Source organism: Enterobacter sp. 296B2, from assembly GCF_034106185.1.
In the GTDB taxonomy this organism is placed as follows: Bacteria; Pseudomonadota; Gammaproteobacteria; order Enterobacterales; family Enterobacteriaceae; genus Enterobacter; species Enterobacter cloacae_N.
Genome location: NZ_JAWNCA010000008.1, coordinates 77,868 through 97,400, shown reverse-complemented (window position 1 = coordinate 97,400; position 19,533 = coordinate 77,868). Strand labels below are relative to the sequence as shown.

Genomic DNA, 19,533 nt, shown 5'->3' with positions numbered 1-19,533 from the left:
AGTGCGTTTTGTTAAACTGAGGTTAAAAGAAAATTATGATGCGAATCGCGCTCTTCCTGCTCACCAACCTGGCGGTGATGGTGGTTTTCGGGCTCGTGCTAAGCCTGACAGGAATTCAGTCGAGCAGCGTTCAGGGTCTGTTGATTATGGCGCTGCTGTTTGGTTTTGGTGGCTCTTTCATTTCCCTGCTGATGTCAAAATGGATGGCGCTGAAATCCGTAGGCGGTGAGGTGATTGAACAGCCGCGTAACGATATGGAACAGTGGCTGATGAATACGGTGGCACAGCAGTCTAAGCAGGCAGGCATTGCGATGCCGCAGGTTGCTATTTACCATGCCCCGGATATTAACGCGTTTGCCACGGGTGCCCGTCGTGATGCGTCACTGGTTGCCGTGAGCACCGGATTGTTGCAGAACATGAGCCGTGACGAAGCCGAAGCGGTTATCGCGCATGAAATCAGCCATATTGCCAACGGTGACATGGTAACCATGACGCTGATTCAGGGCGTGGTGAACACCTTCGTTATCTTTATCTCCCGTATCCTGGCGCAGATTGCGGCTGGCTTCATGGGCGGCAACCGCGATGAAGGTGAGGAGAGCAACGGTAACCCGCTGATCTACTTCGCTGTATCCATGGTGCTGGAACTGGTGTTCGGTATCCTGGCGAGCATTATCACCATGTGGTTCTCTCGTCATCGTGAGTTCCATGCGGATGCTGGCTCTGCGAAGCTGGTGGGGCGTGAGAAGATGATTGCAGCTCTGCAGCGTCTGAAAACCAGCTACGAGCCGCAGGAAGCGAACAGCATGATGGCCTTCTGCATCAATGGCAAATCAAAGTCGTTGAGCGAGCTGTTTATGTCTCACCCTCCGCTGGATAAACGTATTGAAGCGCTGCGCAGTGGGGAATACCTGAAGTAACGCTAAGAGCGTAAATAAGCCGGGCAGGAGAAGACTCCGCCCGGCTTTTTTTATGCCTGAACGCCGGGTTGGGTCACGCGCAGACCGCTGACGATGGCTGCCAGGGTGGCAAGGGCGCCTGCGGTGAGAAGCGCAACGTGATTACCGTTTTGCCCGGCAAGGTTAAACATCAGGGCAACCAGCGCCGCACCGGTGCTTTGTCCCAGCAGACGCGCGGTCCCCAGCATGCCACTGGCACCTCCGCTGCGATGTCGCGGCGCCGCGGTAATAATGGTGTGGTTGTTGGGGGACTGGAACAGGCCAAACCCGGCACCGCACAGAACCATGCGCCAGACAATGTCCAGATCGCCTGGCGATGACGGAAGCAGCGCCAGCGCAAAAAGACCGGTTGCCATCACTGCCAGCCCCACCGCACCCAACAAACCGGCATGTACACGTTCTATTAAATAACCGGCAAGCGGTGCCATCACCATCGTCGCCAGCGGCCAGGGGGTTAACAGCAGCCCGGTCTCCACTTCGGAACGTCCTATCACGCTTTGCAGGAAGAAGGGCAGAGAAACCAGAGCCAGCATCTGGGCGCAGAACGAGCAGACGGAGGTGCAGATGGAGAGCGAAAAGAGGGGGATACGCAGCAGATCGACCGGCAGTAAAGGTACCGGCAGGGCAAGCTGTCGGCGAACAAAGAAGAAGCCCGTCACTAGCAGGGCAACAAGCTCCGCGGCGGTAAGCAGCAGAGATTGACCCTGCGCAAAGCCGCTCAGGGCGGTAATCAGCAGACCAAAGGTGAGCGCATTCATCACTGCACTTGCCACGTCAAAGCGCGGCATGGTGCTTTTCGGGCCGTTAGCGGGGAGATAACGCAGGGCAAAGAAGATGGCCACGATACCCAGCGGCACGTTTATGGCGAACAGCCATTGCCAGGAGGCGACAGAAAGTATAGCGGCCGCAATGGTTGGCCCGGCGGCAGATGAGACCGCGACAATAAACGAGTTTATCCCCATGCCGCGCCCCAGATGACGCTGCGGATAGATTAGGCGGATTAGCGCCGTATTGACGCTCATCAGCGCCGCGCCGCCAAAACCTTGCGCGATGCGCGCCAGCGTCAGCGTATGCAGAGAGTCCGAAAGGGCGCACAGCAGTGATGTGAAGGTAAATACCACCAGCCCGCACTGATATACCCGACGGTAGCCGAACATATCGCCCAGAAAAGAGAAGGAGAGCAGGGAAACCACAATCGCAATCTGATAGGCGTTAACAATCCATATCGAACTGGCCGGGGAAGCATGCAGATCGGTGGCAATGGTGGGAAGGGCAACGTTCGCAATGGCGCCGTCAAGGACGGCCATTGAGATACCAATAATTATCGTAGCGATAGCGCCATACCGCTGGGGCAAAGGCAGGCCATCGGAAAGGTTCTTTTCCATCGGGGATAAATAGCTCAGAGTGAAATTATTCTCAGGGTAACTATTTTAGCATCGTCAACACCGTTTTATGTCGCAGATTTGTAACGAAGTAAACGCGGATTGATTGCAGGTAACATGACGGGAATTTATAATAAAAACCGGTTCTGATTTTTATAAAACACTCTCTATGAGGTGGTAAATGGCAATTGCGGATTTGGATAAACAGCCAGATTCTGTTTCTTCCGTGCTGAAGGTGTTTGGCATCTTACAGGCGCTCGGGGAAGAGCGTGAAATTGGTATCACAGAGTTGTCACAGCGCGTGATGATGTCGAAAAGCACCGTTTATCGCTTTTTGCAAACCATGAAATCACTGGGTTACGTTGCACAGGAAGGGGAGTCTGAAAAATACTCTCTGACGCTGAAACTGTTTGAACTGGGTGCCAGGGCATTACAAAACGTGGATCTGATCCGTAGCGCGGATATTCAGATGCGTGAGATTTCCCGCCTGACCAAAGAGACTATCCACCTGGGTGCGCTGGATGAAGACAGTATTGTTTACATCCATAAAATCGACTCCATGTATAACCTGCGTATGTATTCGCGCATTGGTCGTCGCAACCCGCTTTACAGCACGGCAATTGGTAAGGTTCTGCTGGCGTGGCGCGATCGTGAAGAGGTAAAACAGATCCTCGATGGCGTGGAGTACAAACGCAGCACTGAACGCACCATAACCAGCACCGAAGAGTTATTAACGGTGCTCGACAAGGTGCGTGAACAAGGGTATGGCGAGGATAACGAAGAGCAGGAAGAAGGGCTGCGCTGTATTGGCGTTCCGGTGTTTGACCGCTTTGGCGTCGTGATTGCGGGGTTGAGCATCTCTTTCCCAACGCTGCGCTTCTCGGAAGAGCGCCTGCACGAGTATGTGGCTATTCTGCATACCGCCGCGCGCAAGATTTCAGAACAGATGGGTTACCACGACTATCCGTTTTAAGCCTGGTTAGCATAAAAAACGCCGCATCTTTGCGGCGTTTTTTTATTCGGCATTCACGCTGTGGATCAGCCATTATCAATCACGACGGAGGTCTTACGCAGTACCGGGCAGTTGGTTAAACCAACGATCCCGCTGTCCGAATGGAGATACTGCGCGGTGCTGACTCCCTGTGCTGTTAAATATTTACATTGTATGCCCAGCCCTGCTGCATTTTCGGTGCTTCCCACCAGCACGCCATAACCCGTTAACAGAAGGCCTATCCAGAGTATCGCCAGTGCAACAATTGTTCGAATAATTAAGCGCATTATTACCTCTTTTTCATTGTTATCATAATGCCAGACTAAACGGTTTACGTAATGAAACAAGTGCAGGATTCTGAAAAGAGCCTGATGGCGCTACAGTTAGTCCTTGTTTAAGATAACCGTGATAACCTGGTTGCATCAGGTCTTTAAACGGAGTGTGGAGTGAAAAAAATACGCTGGGTGATTCTGATTATCGTGCTGATAGCGTGCGTGGTGTTATGGACGCAGACTATCAACGTGATGTGCGATCAGGATGTACAGTTTTTTAGCGGCGTTTGCGCAATCAATAAGTTTATTCCGTGGTAGCACGCATTTTTTCTTCAGGTGATTTCCTTCCTTCGCGCCAGTGGTAAAATAGACGCTTTTATTGAGGTGGTGAAATGGGTGAGTTACTGAATTCAGGGCTGCTAAATATGGCATCCCTGACGATCTCTTTGGTTGTTCTGCTGGTGGGGCTGGTCATTTGGTTTTTCGTAAACCGTGCCAGTTCACGTACTAATGAGCAGATCGAACTGCTGGAAGCGCTGCTTGAGCAGCAAAAGCGACAGAATGCGCTGTTGCGTCGTCTGTGCGAGGCTAACGAGCCGGAAGAGAAAGACGTGCCAAAAGAGGCGGTCGCTGAAGAGAACAACGACCAAGACGATTTTATCCGCCTGGTTGCTGAGCGCTAATCGTATCATTCCGGGAGGTGGCTGTGGTCTGGAAAAATCCCTGGTATGACCCCTCCCTGAAACATCACACCCCAAACGGTTTTCGTAATACGACTTCTGCAGGACACCAGCCCGGCGACCTTGACCGCTGGCGCAAAGAACGTAAAGAAGCCGGCCTGCCGAAGCCGCCCGCCCTCGGTTACGATGACTTTATCCGGCAGTGGTGGCAACCGGCCAATCTTCAGCAACCACAAGGGGATGGGGCGTGGTGGCTCGGACATGCGAGCATACTGCTGCAGCTGGACGGCAATATCCTTCTTACCGATCCCGTTTTTTCACGGCGCGCTTCTCCGCTCCCTTTCTTAGGGCCGCAGCGTAAAACGCCTCCGGCACTGTCTGTCGATCAACTGCACCAACTTGACGCAGTCGTCATCTCGCATAATCATTACGATCATCTTGATGAACTCACAATTCGCCACATTCTCAAACGCTTTCCCGACGTCAGTATATTTGTTCCTTTAGGTCTGGGCGGCTGGTTTCGTCGCCGGGGTGCAAAACAGGTGGTTGAGCTCGACTGGTGGCAGAGTTTTACCTGGCAGGGGATGACATTGTCAGCCGTACCGGCGCAGCACTGGAGTATGCGCACGCTCTGGAACCGAAATCGCTCATTATGGTGCGGCTGGGTCTTTGAAGGGCGACATCACCGGTTCTGGTTTAGCGGCGATACCGGCTATTCGCCTGAGCTGCTGTTGATACCGGAACGTCTGGGGCAGATTGATGTGGCAGCATTGCCCGTTGGTGCCTATGCTCCGCGATGGTTTATGGCCGTACACCATATGGATCCCCAGTCTGCCGTTGCGCTGTGGCAGCAGTTAGGTTGCCCTCTGGCGTTCCCTGTGCACTGGGGGGTGTTTGAACTGGCAGATGAAGCGCTGGATGACCCGATAAAAGAATTAACTGACGCGCTGGATAATGTAGCGTCAGTTAATAATCCTTTCAGGATACTGAAAATTGGCGAATATTTACCCTTATAAACGAAGCGATGCATTGTTGCATATATTGTGTATGTATTCGTTGTCAGGAATGTTTTATTTTTATCGAAACGTTTTGCTTGCCTTGTTTTGATGCAGAGTCATAAAAATTTCATTATTTTGGTGCATAATCCTGTTTATTATCTGGTGCATTTTAATACAGCGGGTCGTGGTTTATTAACATCATTTTTGCCTGAAACAATACGGTCACGTTACAATGATTTAAGCATAAGTTTTCACAATTTGTTCTAACTCAATCAACGCCGAAGATTTCTTTTCCCGTCAGCTGGACGCATTGTAATGATTGAGCTATGTTAAAAAAGTCTTAGTTTACAGCGGTTGCGTAAGCAGCGTTGAGTCTGTGTAAGTGAGTAAAGCCGTCTGTTTGTGAAGCGCATAATTGTGCAAATCCTTACAGACAGTGTTCGAATTTGTGCGGCGGATCGAGACATGTTTAAAAATGGCTTGCCATATTAAACATAGTGTGTGATAACACGTTTTGGGTCAAACGAGGTACAGTTCTGTTTATGTGTGGCATTTTCAGTAAAGAAGTCCTGAGTAAACACGTTGTCGTTGAATACCGCTTCTCTGCCGAACCTTATATTAGTGCCTCATGCAGTAATGTCTCAGTTTTATCTCAGTTAATGCCTGCGGGCTAAGAAAACACTCTAAGGAATTTTGCAAAATGGCAAAGATTAAAGGTCAAGTTAAGTGGTTCAACGAGTCTAAAGGTTTTGGTTTCATTACTCCTGCTGACGGCAGCAAAGACGTGTTCGTACACTTCTCTGCAATCCAGGGTAACGGCTTCAAAACTCTGGCTGAAGGCCAGAACGTTGAGTTCGAAATTCAGGACGGCCAGAAAGGCCCAGCTGCAGTTAACGTAACTGCTATCTGATCGAACCGCTGCTGACTGGGGCGCATAGCGCTTCAATCTCAGACATAAAGCCTCGCATCATGCGGGGCTTTTTTATTCCCTTTCTTTCAAAATATTGCAATCTCCGGCCTTGTTAGCAACTTGTTGCAAAGCTGCGAGGTTAGTAGCACAGTTTCGCCTCCCAAAGCGCATCTTTTCTCGTTAAATCAGGGCGTTGTTTAACAGTCCCGGGGTTCAGGTGAAGAAGAAATTGATAATAACCGCTGGCAATTTCACGCCGGCGCGTTTTGCGCTGCTCTGTTTCGCTATTTTCTGCAGTCTGGCCTTCTTACTTGGCCGCGTTGCCTGGCTACAAATCATTAAACCCGACAATCTGGTGAAGCAGGAAGATATGCGATCCCTCCGTCAGCTGGCGATTGATGCGCCGCGTGGGATGATTATGGATCGCGAAGGGCGACCCCTGGCGGTCAGCGTGCCTGTCCGGGCCGTTTGGGCCGATCCTAAAACCGTGCGGGCGAAAGGGGGCGTCGGTTTTGATGAACGCTGGCAGGCGCTGGCAAATGCGCTGCATCTCTCACTGAACACGCTTGCTTCGCGAATTAACGCTAATCCCCAGGGCCGCTTCATCTACCTGGCGCGTCAGGTCGATCCAGCACAGGCAAAGTGGATTGATAAACTTAATTTGCCCGGCATTAATTTACGCGATGAATCCCGCCGTTTTTACCCGGCAGGCCACGTGGCGGCAAATCTGATTGGCTTCACCAATATTGACGGACAGGGCATTGAAGGGGTGGAAAAAAGCTTCAATGCGCAGCTGACGGGTAAAGCGGGTATCCGACAGGTAAGGGAGGATCGCTACGGGCGCGTGGTTGAAAACCTGACGGAAGTGGCGCCCACGCCGGCGCATAACATCCAGTTGAGCATTGACGAGCGGCTGCAAACCATTACCGAAGACGCGCTGGATAATGCCGTCGCCTGGAATAAGGCCGAGTCAGGGGCCTCCGTGTTAATCAATATCCCCACCGGGGAAATACTCGCCATGGCGAGCTATCCTGATTTCAACCCCAATAACCGGGAAGGTGCGACGATAAACGATTTTCGCAACCGCGCAATCAGCGATACGTTCGAGCCTGGTTCGACCGTCAAGCCGCTGGTGCTGATGACGGCCCTGCAGCAGGGGCTGGTCCAGCCGGACAGCGTTATTGATACCCACCCGTATACCCTTGACGGGCATCGTATCCGCGACGTGGGTTATTATCCTGAGCTGACCATGACCGGGATCCTGCAAAAATCGAGCGACACCGGCGTATCCCGACTCTCGCTGGCGATGCCTGTTCAGCATCTGATTGATACCTATCGAAACTTTGGTTTTGGTACCAACACGGGGCTTGGCCTAACGGGTGAGAGCGCGGGGCTGCTGCCACAGCGTAAATACTGGAGCCAGCTCGACCGCGCGACCTTTGCCTTTGGCTACGGCCTTATGGTCACGCCGCTCCAGCTGGCCCACGTCTACGCGACGATTGGCGGCTTCGGTCTTGAGCGTCCACTCTCCATCACCCGCATCGATCCCCCCGTTATCGGACACCGCGTCATGCCGGAAGAGATCGCGCACGAGGTGGAGCACATGATGGAGAGCGTTGCGCTGCCCGGCGGCGGGGGCGTTAAGGCGGCCGTTCGCGACTATCGCGTGGCGGTGAAGACCGGGACGGCGAAGAAAATTGATGATAGCGGCAAATATGTCGATAAATACGTCGCCTATACCGCGGGGGTTGCGCCTGCCAGCGACCCGCGTTTTGCCCTGGTGGTGGTGATTAACGATCCTCAAAACGGGGCCTACTATGGCGGAGCGGTTTCCGCACCGGTCTTCAGCGAAATTATGGGCAACGTTCTGCGCCTGGAGAACGTGAAGCCTGACGGGCTGCCTGCCGGTTCTGACCACCTTATCGTGATGCGGTAATCCAGCCGTTTTATAGCGGGGCGAATAGCGGTACACTTCGCCCTTTGGTTTATCTCCCGGAGTTGTCATGTCCTTCAGCTGTCCCCTTTGCCACGCGTCCCTGACGCGCTCAGATAAAAGTTATGCCTGTCCGCAGGGACACCAGTTTGATATGGCGAAAGAAGGGTATGTGAATCTTCTTCCGGTGCAGCACAAGCGCTCCCGCGATCCGGGCGATAGCGCAGAGATGATGCAGGCGCGCAGGGCGTTTCTCGATGCCGGACACTATCTGCCGCTGCGGGAAACGGTAGCGCAGATGCTGGATGACATGTTGCCTGATTCGGCGTCCGCCATGCTTGATATCGGCTGTGGGGAAGGGTACTACACCGCACGGTTTGCGGATGTGGTGCGTGAAAAGGGGGCTGTGACATTCGGTCTCGACGTGTCGAAAGTGGCGATCCGCGCGGCGGCTAAACGTTACGCTGGCGTGACGTTCTGTGTGGCATCCAGCCACCGGCTGCCGTTTGAGGATGTCAGTATGGACGCCGTTATCCGCATTTACGCGCCGTGTAAAGCAGAAGAGCTGGCGCGCGTGGTGAAGCCCGGAGGCTGGGTGATAACCGTCACGCCGGGCCCGCGTCACCTGATGGAGCTGAAAGGGCTCATTTACGACGAGGTGCGTCTGCATGCCCCGCACTCTGAACAGCTGACAGGCTTTACGCTGAAGCAGGAGCAGTCAGTGGCGTATGAAATGAATTTAAACGGTGAAGAGGCGGTAGCCCTGCTGCAAATGACGCCGTTCGCGTGGCGGGCAAAACCGGAAGTATGGGATGCGTTAGCGGCTCGAACGACGTTTGGCTGCCAGACGGATTTCAGTATCCACGTCTGGCAGCGCGACGCTTAAGGCGCGAAGTGTGCCCAGAGGATCTGGGCACCAATGCCGATCAGCACAATACCGCCTAAGATCTCGGCGCGTTTACCCAGCAGCGGGCCGATAAACCGTCCAACCATCATGCCCAGCGTGGACATAATCAACGTTGCACAGCCGATGGCCAGCGCGGTGGCGATAATATTGACCTGCAGGAACGCCAGACCCACCCCGACGGCCATGGCGTCCAGGCTGGTGGCAATTGCCGTAGTGACCAGCAGCCAGAAACCGTGGCGGTGCAGCGGTGCTTCATCTTCATCATCATTCCCGCGAAAACCTTCAATCACCATTCGGCCACCGAGAAATACCAGCAGGACGAACGCAATCCAGTGGTTCCACTCCAGCACGAACTGGCTGGCGAGCATGCCCAAACCCCAGCCAATGAGCGGCGTCAGCGTTTCGATGGCACCAAAGATCAGACCGGTGCGCAGAGCTTCTGAGAATTTAGGTTTGTGAAGCGTGGCGCCTTTGCCGATGGAAGCCGCAAATGCGTCCATGGACATGCCAAAAGCGAGAAGGATCGTAGCGGAGATGTTCATAAGAGCGTCCAGACCGGGGATATCCATATGACACATCACTGCCCCCAGTAAACAGCAGTTGATGTATCTATGGTCTCGCCTGATCCCTTTTGCACGGTAAGTGTGCTGAAAGCGATCCGTACGCGCCACGTTTTTCAACGAGTATGTTGACACGTACATTTCCTGCGTGCAGGAAATCGGCTACTCCCCAACGACGGGCGCAACCTTAACATATTTTGAGAATATAAAACAACAATGATAAAGGCTTAATTTATTCGCCTTTTTGATAACGATTTTCATTTAGATTTATGCGTGAAAATATCGTTAATAAATATAAGTCAATGAGGAGGGAAGATATAGCAACGGCTATATTCTTTGCGAAAGAATATCACAATATATAGCCGAGGATATAATAATAACTCATTGAGTTTTAACGAGTAAGTTGTAGATTTTTTCAAGGTCATCAATATTTTTGACCCGGATGAGCAGGCGGCGTTGTTCTAATTGCATCACTAACACGCCGTCTTCGGATAAATTCATCTCTTTAATACGGTTATATTCTATCCATATGTTGGCGAAGAAGAATCCGTGTTTTTTAAAAATGAGTTTTGGCGAGCGGATCCAGAAAAGGTAAATCGCCATTAATGCCAGCGCACATAATAACCATGTGGTTAATATTGCACCGTGGCTGGTCACGTTATTGTATATCAGAATGACCACCAGGCCCGCGAAGATAAACGCATCAATGCGTCCTCGGCGCAAGAGGGGAAGGGACAGCAGCGTCTCGCCGTGGCGGCGAGGCATTATGAACTCGTCATAGATCGCGTAAGCCAGAAGGGCAACAATAAATAAAACCAGTACGATGTCCGTAACAGTCATTCATCCTCCGGATAAAAAGACCGGGGGCAAGCCCCCGGTCGATAACGCAGTGTCTTACAGGCCAAGCAGGCCGACAGCGTAGCCCGCGATACCGATGACGAAGAAGCCAACGATGATCCACAGCGGGTTCACTTTCTTACGCAGCAGCCACATACAGGCGAAGGTCAACAGCAGCGGCACCAGGCCAGGCATCAGCTGGTCCAGAATCGTCTGCACGGTGGTGACGCGGGTCTGACCATCCTGACCGGTGATGGTCGAAACCACCAGCGGGATGTTCACGTGCGTCCACTTGTTAACCAGCGCCCCCATCACAAACAGGCCGAGAATTGACGCCCCCTCGGTCAGTTTCTGCAGGAAGCCGCCGCCCATATCCTTAACGATGTCCACGCCCTTACGGTAGCCGTACGCCACGCCGTAGTAACGGGTCAGCAGACGCACCGCGTTGAACAGGATGAAGAACAGCAGAGGACCGAGCAGGCTGCCGCTCATCGCGATCCCGGCACCCAGCGCCGCGAAGACCGGGCGAACGGTACCCCAGAAGATAGGGTCGCCCACGCCGGCCAGCGGACCCATCAGACCGACTTTGATACCGTTGATGGCACCATCGTCAATCTCCGCGCCGTTCGCACGCTGCTCTTCCATCGCCAGCGTCACGCCCAGAACAGGAGCCGCGACGTAAGGATGGGTGTTGAAGAATTCCAGGTGACGCTTAATCGCCTGACGACGCGCTTCGTTGTTTTCCGGATACAGGCGTTTGATCGCCGGTACCATGGAGAAGCAGAAGCCCAGCGCCTGCATACGTTCGAAGTTCCATGAACCCTGAAACAGGTTAGAACGGATGAACACGCCACGAATATCACCCGGAGTGAGTTTTTTCTCGGTGGTAGTTTTTGTCATATCAACCATTTCGCTCACCTGTTAGTCCAGTTCGTTATCGAGATCGTTGTTACCAGCCGCCTGCGCTGGGGCACCCGCAACGCGGTTATATTTCGGGCTGAGCTGGATGTAGAGAATCGCCATCACGGCACCAATCACACCCAGTGCAACCAGGTTGAAGTTGGTGAAGGCGGCGGTGACGAAGCCGAGGTAGAAGAACGGCATCAGGTAGCCTGCGCGCATCATGTTGATGACCATTGCGTAACCCACCACGACGATCATACCACCCGCGATGTTCAGACCGCTGGTGACCACTTCAGGGATCGCATTCAGCATGCCCTGAACTTCGCTTGTGCCGACAGAAATCGCAACGATAACCGCCGGGATCGCGATACGCATCGCCTGCAGGAACAGGGACGAAACGTGGATCCAGGAGAGTGCCGTGAGGTTGCCATTTTCGGCCGCCTTATCCGCCGCATGCTGGAACGCAACGGTGATGGTACGCACGATAATAGTCAGCACCTGGCCCGCTGCGGCAAGAGGAATGGCCAGGGCGATACCTGCACCGATACTCTGATGACCGGCAATAACCAGAACGGTTGAGATGATAGAGGCCAGCGCGGCATCGGGCGCAACGGCAGCACCGATGTTCATCCAGCCGAGGGCGATCATTTCCAGCGTACCGCCGATGATGATACCGGTTTTCATATCACCCAAAACGGCACCAATCAACGTACAGGCCACCAGAGGGCGGTGGAACTGAAATTCATCAAGTACGGATTCCATACCCGCAATACACGCGACGATGAACACCAGCACAATCTGAAGAGTGGTAATCTCCATTGTACTTCTCCTATGACATAAGCTTTATGTGAAAAACCGGCGCGGGCTTATTTCCCAACTTTACCGATCAAATCCATCATTTTCAGTTTCGGGTCAGTGGAAACTTTACGGGCTTCCAGCTCAATACCGCGGGCATTCAGCTTGTTGAACGCCTCGATATCTTTCGCATCGACTGAAATCGCGTTGTTGACCTGCGTTTTGCCCTGACGGAAAGCCATACCGCCGATGTTCACGGAGGTAATTTTCACGCCGCCTTCAACAATGCGCTCGACGTCTGTCGGGTTAGTAAACAGGAGCATCACGCGCTCGCCCGCATATTTCGGGTTGTTGTAAACGCGGATCATCTTGGCGACATCCACCACGTGCGCGGTAACGCCCGGTGGTGCAACCTGAGTCAGAAGGGTTTTACGGACGGTATCAGCGGCCACTTCGTCGCTGACGACGATGATGCGGCGAACGTTGGTCTCTTTGGTCCAGCGTGTCGCCACCTGCCCGTGGATTAAGCGGTCATCAATACGCGCAAGGCCGATAACCATGTAATCGTTCGGTCCCATCGGTTTTGCCGGTGCCGCCGCTTTCGGTGCCGCCGCAGCCGGGGCAGGGGCAGGTTTTTCAACCGGCTGAGCCTTCAGGGCTTTCACGCCTTCACGACCGGTTTCAACGGCCAGCGCGACCAGCTCATCGAAGCTCGGGTTGTCGTCGCGCGCCATAAAGGTTTCCACCAGCATGGGAATGTTAACCCCGGCGACGACTTCATAATGCTCTTTATCGACGACAATGCGGCTGGCAGCGTTAAACGGACTGCCGCCCCATGTATCGACGAGAAACAGCACGCCTTTGCTGGTATCCAGCTTCGCGAGTTGAGCGTTGTACTTCTCAATCAGCGTCTCGGCATTTTCACCGGGAACGAAATCGATCCAGCCGACGTTTTCCTGCTCGCCCAACAGCATCTCTGCCGTTTTGAGTAGCTGCTCAGCAGCCCAACCATGTGTGCCTATGACAATAGCAATGGTCACTTGCTACCTCCTTTTATTATCATTAATACGCCTGCCGGGCAGACGTACTGAGAATCGTATTGGCGAACCGAATCGATTCAGATAAGGGTTAGAGTTCAAAAACTAAGACTTCCGCGAATTATTTTAGATAGTGAAAAAATAATTTATGTGATGAAGATCCGTAATTTAGCTACACACGACAGATTTATCTTAAGGGTACAGCCACTGTGTTACAGATCTTTGCAAAGGAACGTAAATCTTTGCTAAAAATGCATTGTGTCTGATATGTTTAGCCTCCGTTTAATTGTTCAGGAGTATAGGGCTACAGCCCACTATATGGACCGTCACCGACGTCAGTCATCTACCAGGCCATTCCGCGCCTTTTTCACCGGCGAACCACGCCACGTATCGACTCTGTCTGCCTTATATTTGCCCACGTTGAGTGGGGCACCGTTTTGTCATTCCTTTAGCAGGAGCTTGTCATGGAATTCTTAATGGACCCGTCAATCTGGGTGGGACTGCTCACGCTGGTCGTACTGGAGATCGTTCTCGGTATTGATAACCTGGTGTTTATCGCCATCCTTGCGGACAAACTGCCGCCAAAACAGCGTGATAAAGCGCGTCTGATTGGTCTGTCGCTGGCGCTGGTCATGCGACTGGGGCTGCTCTCCGTCATCTCCTGGATGGTCACGTTGACCAAACCGCTGTTCTCCGTCATGGATTACACCTTCTCCGGGCGTGATTTGATCATGCTGATCGGGGGGATATTCCTGCTGTTCAAAGCGACGACGGAGCTACATGAACGGCTGGAAAACCGTCAGCACGATGATGGGCACGGTAAAGGCTATGCCAGCTTCTGGGTCGTGGTACTGCAAATTGTGGTGCTGGATGCGGTCTTCTCGCTGGATGCGGTTATTACTGCAGTCGGTATGGTGAACCATCTGCCGGTGATGATGGCGGCTGTGGTCATTGCTATGGCGGTAATGCTGCTGGCCTCGAAACCGTTGACGCGCTTCGTCAACCAGCATCCGACGGTGGTCGTGCTCTGTCTGAGCTTCCTGCTGATGATTGGTCTGAGCCTGGTGGCGGAAGGTTTTGGCTTCCATATTCCGAAAGGCTACCTGTACGCCGCGATTGGCTTCTCGATTCTGATCGAACTGTTCAACCAGATTGCGCGCCGTAACTTTATTAAGCAGCAGTCAAATCAGCCGCTGCGCGCCCGTACGGCGGACGCCATTCTGCGCCTGATGGGAGGGCGTCGCCAGGTGAACGTCCAGTCTGATTCCGAAAACCGTAACCCGGTGCCGGTCCCGGAAGGGGCGTTTGTGGAAGAGGAGCGCTACATGATTAACGGCGTGCTCTCCCTTGCCTCCCGCTCGCTGCGCGGCATCATGACGCCGCGCGGGGAAATCAGCTGGGTGGATGCGAACCTGAGCGTAGATGAAATTCGTCAGCAATTGCTCTCTTCACCGCACAGCCTGTTCCCGGTATGCCGCGGTGAGCTGGATGAGATCATCGGCGTCGTGCGGGCAAAAGAGATGCTGGTGGCGCTGGAAGAGGGCGTCAACGTAGAGGCGATTGCAGCTTCGTCGCCGGCGATTGTCGTGCCGGAAACGCTGGATCCGATCAACCTGCTGGGCGTGTTGCGTCGCGCGCGCGGTAGCTTTGTTATCGTCACCAACGAGTTTGGTGTGGTACAGGGGCTGGTGACGCCGCTGGACGTTCTCGAAGCGATTGCCGGTGAATTCCCGGATGAAGACGAAACGCCTGAGATTGTGGTCGACGGCGAAGGCTGGCTGGTCAAAGGTGCGACCGACCTGCACGCGCTCTCGCACACGCTGGGGCTGGAGAACGTGGTTAACGACGAAGAAGACATCGCAACCGTGGCGGGTCTGGTTATCGCCGTAAACGGTCAGATCCCGCGCGTCGGAGATGTAATCGAGCTTCCTCCGTTGCACATCACTATCGTTGAAGCCAACGACTACCGCGTCGATCTGGTCCGCATTGTTAAAGAACAGTCTGCACACGACGAAGATGAATAAGTCTGCTTAACGGGTACGATGTGCCCGTTATGATGTGCTGGCGGGGACGAATTTCCCGCCAGCCATTGTGGCGTTAATACCGCGTCCGCTTCTCTCAACCCCTTTCGCAACGAGTCCAATACTTAGCCGCTGCCTGATATCAGGCAGTGCGCGAGCAGCCGCGACCGTAAAAGTGTAGTGGGGAAAGAAGGAAGAGACGAGAATGAAGGGAGAAATTCGCCCATCCGTTGCGGATGGGCGAAAGAGAGGATTAGTCGCACTGCACCTTAATGGCCAGACCGCCGCGCGACGTCTCACGGTACTTCGCGTTCATGTCTTTGCCGGTTTCGTACATGGTTTCGATTACTTTATCCAGCGACACGCGTGGTTCGCTGGTACGGCGCATCGCCATGCGCGAGGCGTTAATCGCTTTGACGGAAGCTATCGCGTTACGCTCAATGCACGGCACCTGCACCTGGCCCGCGACCGGGTCACAGGTCAGACCGAGGTTATGCTCCATGCCAATTTCCGCCGCCACGCAAACCTGTTCAGGGCTTGCACCCAGCAGCTCGGCCAGACCGGCCGCCGCCATGGAGCAGGCTACGCCCACTTCACCCTGACAGCCCACTTCAGCGCCTGAAATGGACGCATTCATCTTGTACAGCGCGCCAATAGCGCCTGCCGCGAGGAAATAACGGATATAGATATCCGGCGTCACGGGCTCAATAAAGTGATCGTAGTAGGCCAGCACAGCCGGGACGATCCCGCACGCACCGTTGGTTGGCGCAGTCACGACGCGACCACCCGCAGCGTTCTCTTCGTTTACCGCGAGGGCAAACATGTTAACCCAGTCGACCACGTTCATCGGGTCGTTAGAGAACTTGTCGGTGGTCACCAGCATACGGCGCAGGGCAGAGGCACGACGCGGCACGCGCAGTGGCCCAGGCAGGACGCCTTCGGTGTTCATCCCGCGGTCAATACAGGCGCGCATGGTTTGCCACACGTTGGCAAAATAGTCCTCGATCTCTTTTTTGCTGTGCAGCGCCAGTTCGTTCTGCATCACCATGCCGGACAGCGACAGACCGGTTTCTTTGCAGTAGCCCAGCATTTCGGTGGCCGATTTGAACGGATAGGGCACATTCACGTCGCCCGCGCTCTCTTTACCAAAATGCTCTTCGTCAACGATGAAGCCACCGCCGATGGAGTAGTAGGTTTTGCTGTAGATCTCTTTTTCGGCGCTCCAGGCGTGGATAGTCATGCCGTTTTCATGCAGCGGCAGGTTGTCGCTGCGAAAACGCATGCCGTCATCCTGCGGGAAATCCACTTCGTGCTGACCGTTAGCCAGCAGCAGGCGGCCGCGCGCTTCCACGTCGCGGATGAATGCCGGGATGGCATCAATATCAACAGTGTCCGGCATATTGCCCGCCAGACCCATAATAATGGCGATATCGGTGTGGTGGCCTTTACCCGTTAATGACAGTGAACCGTAAACGTCTACGGCGACACGGGTAACGCTTTCCAGTAATCCTTTTTCGACCAGATCATCGACGAACTGTTTACCGGCCTTCATCGGCCCTACAGTGTGGGAAGAAGAAGGACCAATCCCCACTTTGAACATGTCGAATATACTAATCACTTTCACACTCCTGACAGGGTTACCGGGGTTCCAGTAACGATGTTATAACTGCGCATAGTGTAAGAGGGAACACCGACCTCGGCTTAACTATTCACATGAATTAAACTAATGGTTGACGATGGGTTTTGCTAATAGCGCGACGCGGATCGCAAACCTGCAAAAAAGGATGGAATGTAAAGTATAGTCAAGGCTTCAGGCCGATTTGCAGCGCCAGTTCACGAATAATGCCCGCCGTCATGCCCCAGACAAAATAATGCTGATACCAGGACAACCAGACCCGATGGTCATGCCCCCGGCGATGGATATCCAGCGGATGATAGCGACTTAGCCGGAGCGCCTCTTCAAGCGGCATTTCAAACACCGCAGAGACTTCGTCGACGCTGGCGTGATACTGCAGGCCAGGCGGGATAATGCCGACCACGGGTGTGACCTGAAAGCCGGTGACGCTGTCGACCGGCGGCAGCACGCCGATGACCTCGACCTTTTCAGGAGGAATAGCCACCTCTTCCTGCGCTTCCCGCAGCGCGGCGGCAATCAGCGACGCATCGGTGCTGTCCACCGCGCCTCCCGGGAAGGCCACCTGACCTGCGTGTTTGCGCATATGCGGCGAGCGCTGCGTAAGCAGCAGGCCTGGCTGTTCCCGACGCACCACCGGGATCAGCACCGCCGCCTGGCGCTGATTCAGCGCCTCGCGGTTGACCTGTGGCCGCAACAGCTGAAAGCGCGACAGAAAATCATCCAGCGTCAGGTTCTCTTTCTCCACCGTTAGTTCTCCAGTTGTTTCAGGATACGGTTGACCTTATCAAAGGTTTCCTGATATTCCGCCTCGACCTGGCTGTCCGCCACAATGCCGCCGCCCGCAGAGCAGTACAGATTGCCGCCGCAGGCCGTCAGCGTGCGAATGGTAATGCTGGTATCCATGGTGCCGCACAGGCTGATATAGCCGATGCTGCCGCACCAGGCGTTGCGGCGGTGCGGTTCCAGCTCGTCGATGATTTCCATGGCGCGAATTTTTGGCGCGCCGGTGATGGAGCCGCCCGGAAACGCGGCGCGGAGCAGATCGCAGGCGGTGCGAGAGGCGGGCAGACGCGCGGTAATGGTACTGACCAGATGATGCACCGCCGGGAAAGGCTCGACGACGAACAGTTCCGGCACGCGCACGCTGCCTGGCTCGGCGACCCGGCCAATATCGTTACGCATCAGGTCGACAATCATCAGGTTTTCGGCACGATCTTTCGGTGATGCGGCGAGTTTTTCCGCCTGCCGGCGATCGGCATCAGGGTCGGCAAGACGCGGTAGCGTGCCTTTAATCGGGCGGGTTTGAATCATGCCCTCCGCGAGATGAATAAAGCGCTCCGGCGACAGGCTAAGGACCGCCCCCTGTTCCAGACGTACGAACGCGCTGAACGGCGCCCTGTTGCTGGCATTGAGACGGATAAAGGCCTGCCACTCGTCCCCCTGATACGTCGCCTGAAAACGCTGGGCGAGGTTAACCTGATAGCAGTCGCCGCTTTGCAGATACGACTGAACGCGCGCGAATTTTTCGGCGTATTCCGCTGAGGTCATGTTCGAGCGCCAGCCGGAGGTCAGGGTAAATGCCTCGGCTGGGGCAGGCTGCTGCGCCTCAAGCCAGGCCAGACGCGCCTGCACGTCATTATGGCTCAGCAGGGAGACCGTTTTTTTCTGGTGATCGACAATTAACGCCCAGTCGTACAGCCCCACGGCCATGTCCGGCAGGGAAATATCCGCCTGCGCATGCTCCGGCAGCGTTTCGAAACGGCGACCCAGATCGTAACCAAACAGGCCCAGCGCGCCCCCCTGAAAGGGGAGGTCCGGATTCGGTGTGGCAGATAAGCCCAGTGCGTTAATGGCTTGCTGAAGCTGCACCAGCGGATCGTCCGTTAACGACAGGTCATCGGTTGTCAGCGTCTTCACCGGATCGGCCACCAGAATATCAAAGCGGCTATAGGGGTGGTCCGCATGACCGGAATGCAGCAGCATTGCAAACGGACGATGGCTCAGGCGGGCAAACCAGAATTCAGCGGCGTCTGCACGCCAGGGCAAGGTAATAACAGTGGGGAAGCGCATGTTCATGTGTGGCATACTACCGGGCAGCGTGAAATAATTAGCGCGAATAATTTAGCAGGAGTTGACGATGTTTGCAGGTTTACCTTCTCTGAGCCATGAACAGCAGCAGAAAGCTGTTGAGCGAATCCAGGAACTGATGTCCCAGGGGATGAGCAGCGGACAGGCGATTTCCCAGGTGGCGGAAGAACTGCGCGCCACGCATACCGGCGAGCGGATCGTGGCGCGTTTCGAGGATGAAGATGAAGAGTAATCGGGCTTAAACTGCCGCGATAATCTTAATCTCAACCTTATATTCCGGTTTCATCAACGTGGCCTGTACGGTGCAGCGTACGGGTGCGTGCCCCGCCACTACCCACGCATCCCAGGCTTTGTTCATCGCCGCGAAATCATCTTTATTGGCCAGGAAAATGGTCGCATCCAGAATCTGGGATTTGTCGCTGCCCTGTTTTTCCAGCACGGCATCAATCTGCGCCAGGGTATTAGCCGTTTGTTCGAACGCGTCCGCGTCCAGGTTAGCGGGTACGCCGGTGTAGTAGAGCGTCTGGTTATGGATCACCACATCAGACCAGCGGGCTTCGGCATCAATGCGCACAATTGTCATAAACGTTTCCTCGTTATTTTTCGTCGTCAGGCGGCAAGACTGCC

The 19,533-nt window shown here is 54.3% G+C and carries 22 protein-coding genes and 1 pseudogene; 12 read left to right on the top strand and 11 right to left on the bottom strand.

Annotated features, from left to right (window positions below; genetic code table 11):
* Positions 1-35: 35 nt before the first annotated feature.
* Positions 36-917: a protease HtpX gene (gene htpX / locus URZ40_RS08400; RefSeq protein WP_010432647.1), complete on the top strand. Its 882-nt coding sequence runs from the start codon at positions 36-38 to the stop codon at positions 915-917.
* Between the two features lie 50 nt (positions 918-967).
* On the opposite strand, the gene URZ40_RS08395 is transcribed toward htpX, so the two are convergent.
* Complete coding sequence (locus URZ40_RS08395; RefSeq protein ID WP_320720313.1) at positions 968-2,341, bottom strand: MFS transporter; 1,374 nt, start codon at positions 2,339-2,341, stop codon at positions 968-970.
* Between the two features lie 178 nt (positions 2,342-2,519).
* Here URZ40_RS08395 and kdgR point away from each other — a divergent pair, with 178 nt between their 5' ends.
* A complete protein-coding gene (gene kdgR, locus URZ40_RS08390) occupies positions 2,520-3,311 on the top strand; it encodes a DNA-binding transcriptional regulator KdgR (protein WP_116339246.1) in 792 nt (263 codons plus the stop codon).
* 65 nt (positions 3,312-3,376) lie between these two features.
* Here kdgR and URZ40_RS08385 read toward each other — a convergent pair whose 3' ends face one another.
* Positions 3,377-3,616: a YobH family protein gene (locus URZ40_RS08385; protein WP_163329881.1), complete on the bottom strand. Its 240-nt coding sequence runs from the start codon at positions 3,614-3,616 to the stop codon at positions 3,377-3,379.
* Between the two features lie 159 nt (positions 3,617-3,775).
* Between URZ40_RS08385 and mgrB the strand changes: the two genes are divergently transcribed.
* From mgrB to rlmA, 7 genes and pseudogenes are all read left to right on the top strand, one after another.
* Positions 3,776-3,919, top strand: a complete 144-nt coding sequence (gene mgrB, locus URZ40_RS08380; RefSeq protein ID WP_006175995.1) for a PhoP/PhoQ regulator MgrB — start codon at positions 3,776-3,778, stop codon at positions 3,917-3,919.
* A 74-nt stretch (positions 3,920-3,993) separates the two neighbouring features.
* Positions 3,994-4,284: a YebO family protein gene (locus tag URZ40_RS08375; RefSeq protein ID WP_163329882.1), complete on the top strand. Its 291-nt coding sequence runs from the start codon at positions 3,994-3,996 to the stop codon at positions 4,282-4,284.
* A 23-nt stretch (positions 4,285-4,307) separates the two neighbouring features.
* A complete protein-coding gene (locus tag URZ40_RS08370) occupies positions 4,308-5,297 on the top strand; it encodes an MBL fold metallo-hydrolase (protein ID WP_320720311.1) in 990 nt (329 codons plus the stop codon).
* 524 nt (positions 5,298-5,821) lie between these two features.
* Positions 5,822-5,966 (top strand): annotated as a pseudogene (locus URZ40_RS08365) (DUF2627 domain-containing protein).
* A gap of 13 nt (positions 5,967-5,979) precedes the next feature.
* Complete coding sequence (cspE, locus tag URZ40_RS08360) at positions 5,980-6,189, top strand: transcription antiterminator/RNA stability regulator CspE (RefSeq protein ID WP_001062678.1); 210 nt, start codon at positions 5,980-5,982, stop codon at positions 6,187-6,189.
* Between the two features lie 217 nt (positions 6,190-6,406).
* Positions 6,407-8,125 carry a peptidoglycan glycosyltransferase FtsI gene (ftsI, locus tag URZ40_RS08355; protein ID WP_116339254.1) on the top strand — a complete coding sequence of 573 codons (1,719 nt, stop codon included), beginning with the start codon at positions 6,407-6,409 and terminating at the stop codon, positions 8,123-8,125.
* Between the two features lie 67 nt (positions 8,126-8,192).
* Entirely contained in the window at positions 8,193-9,008 is an 816-nt protein-coding gene (gene rlmA / locus URZ40_RS08350) for a 23S rRNA (guanine(745)-N(1))-methyltransferase (RefSeq protein WP_320720310.1), read from the top strand.
* Here rlmA and mntP read toward each other — a convergent pair.
* From mntP to manX, 5 genes are all read right to left on the bottom strand, one after another.
* A complete protein-coding gene (gene mntP, locus URZ40_RS08345) occupies positions 9,005-9,571 on the bottom strand; it encodes a manganese efflux pump MntP (RefSeq protein ID WP_061099650.1) in 567 nt (188 codons plus the stop codon). The two genes, rlmA and mntP, sit on opposite strands and share 4 nt — an antisense overlap.
* Before the next feature lie 399 nt (positions 9,572-9,970).
* A complete protein-coding gene (locus URZ40_RS08340; RefSeq protein ID WP_163329886.1) occupies positions 9,971-10,429 on the bottom strand; it encodes a DUF986 family protein in 459 nt (152 codons plus the stop codon).
* 54 nt (positions 10,430-10,483) lie between these two features.
* Positions 10,484-11,335 (bottom strand): PTS mannose transporter subunit IID, encoded by an 852-nt coding sequence (locus tag URZ40_RS08335; protein ID WP_006810994.1) that lies wholly within the window; start codon positions 11,333-11,335, stop codon positions 10,484-10,486.
* A gap of 12 nt (positions 11,336-11,347) precedes the next feature.
* Positions 11,348-12,148 (bottom strand): PTS mannose transporter subunit IIC, encoded by an 801-nt coding sequence (manY, locus tag URZ40_RS08330; protein WP_003859914.1) that lies wholly within the window; start codon positions 12,146-12,148, stop codon positions 11,348-11,350.
* A 47-nt stretch (positions 12,149-12,195) separates the two neighbouring features.
* A complete protein-coding gene (manX, locus tag URZ40_RS08325; protein WP_163329887.1) occupies positions 12,196-13,164 on the bottom strand; it encodes a PTS mannose transporter subunit IIAB in 969 nt (322 codons plus the stop codon).
* A 264-nt stretch (positions 13,165-13,428) separates the two neighbouring features.
* Here manX and URZ40_RS23175 point away from each other — a divergent pair, with 264 nt between their 5' ends.
* Both URZ40_RS23175 and yoaE read left to right on the top strand, forming a co-directional pair.
* Positions 13,429-13,638, top strand: a complete 210-nt coding sequence (locus tag URZ40_RS23175; RefSeq protein WP_371199783.1) for a protein YoaL — start codon at positions 13,429-13,431, stop codon at positions 13,636-13,638.
* The gene (gene yoaE / locus URZ40_RS08320) at positions 13,626-15,185 is read left to right on the top strand and encodes a CNNM family cation transport protein YoaE (RefSeq protein ID WP_320720309.1); all 1,560 of its coding nucleotides are present in this window, start codon (positions 13,626-13,628) and stop codon (positions 15,183-15,185) included. Before URZ40_RS23175 ends, yoaE begins: the two co-directional genes overlap by 13 nt.
* 250 nt (positions 15,186-15,435) lie before the next feature.
* On the opposite strand, the gene sdaA is transcribed toward yoaE, so the two are convergent.
* The 3 genes from sdaA to pabB all read right to left on the bottom strand — a co-directional run bounded on the left by sdaA (position 15,436) and on the right by pabB (position 18,894).
* Positions 15,436-16,800, bottom strand: a complete 1,365-nt coding sequence (sdaA, locus tag URZ40_RS08315; protein WP_166711534.1) for an L-serine ammonia-lyase — start codon at positions 16,798-16,800, stop codon at positions 15,436-15,438.
* Between the two features lie 184 nt (positions 16,801-16,984).
* Positions 16,985-17,563 carry a CoA pyrophosphatase gene (locus URZ40_RS08310; RefSeq protein WP_116339264.1) on the bottom strand — a complete coding sequence of 193 codons (579 nt, stop codon included), beginning with the start codon at positions 17,561-17,563 and terminating at the stop codon, positions 16,985-16,987.
* Between the two features lie 2 nt (positions 17,564-17,565).
* Entirely contained in the window at positions 17,566-18,894 is a 1,329-nt protein-coding gene (gene pabB / locus URZ40_RS08305; RefSeq protein ID WP_320720307.1) for an aminodeoxychorismate synthase component 1, read from the bottom strand.
* Between the two features lie 61 nt (positions 18,895-18,955).
* On the opposite strand from pabB, the gene URZ40_RS08300 reads away from it, so the two are divergent.
* Positions 18,956-19,138, top strand: a complete 183-nt coding sequence (locus URZ40_RS08300; protein ID WP_008500497.1) for a YoaH family protein — start codon at positions 18,956-18,958, stop codon at positions 19,136-19,138.
* Positions 19,139-19,144: 6 nt separating this feature from the next.
* On the opposite strand, the gene URZ40_RS08295 is transcribed toward URZ40_RS08300, so the two are convergent.
* Entirely contained in the window at positions 19,145-19,489 is a 345-nt protein-coding gene (locus URZ40_RS08295) for a RidA family protein (protein ID WP_320720306.1), read from the bottom strand.
* Positions 19,490-19,533 lie beyond the last annotated feature (44 nt).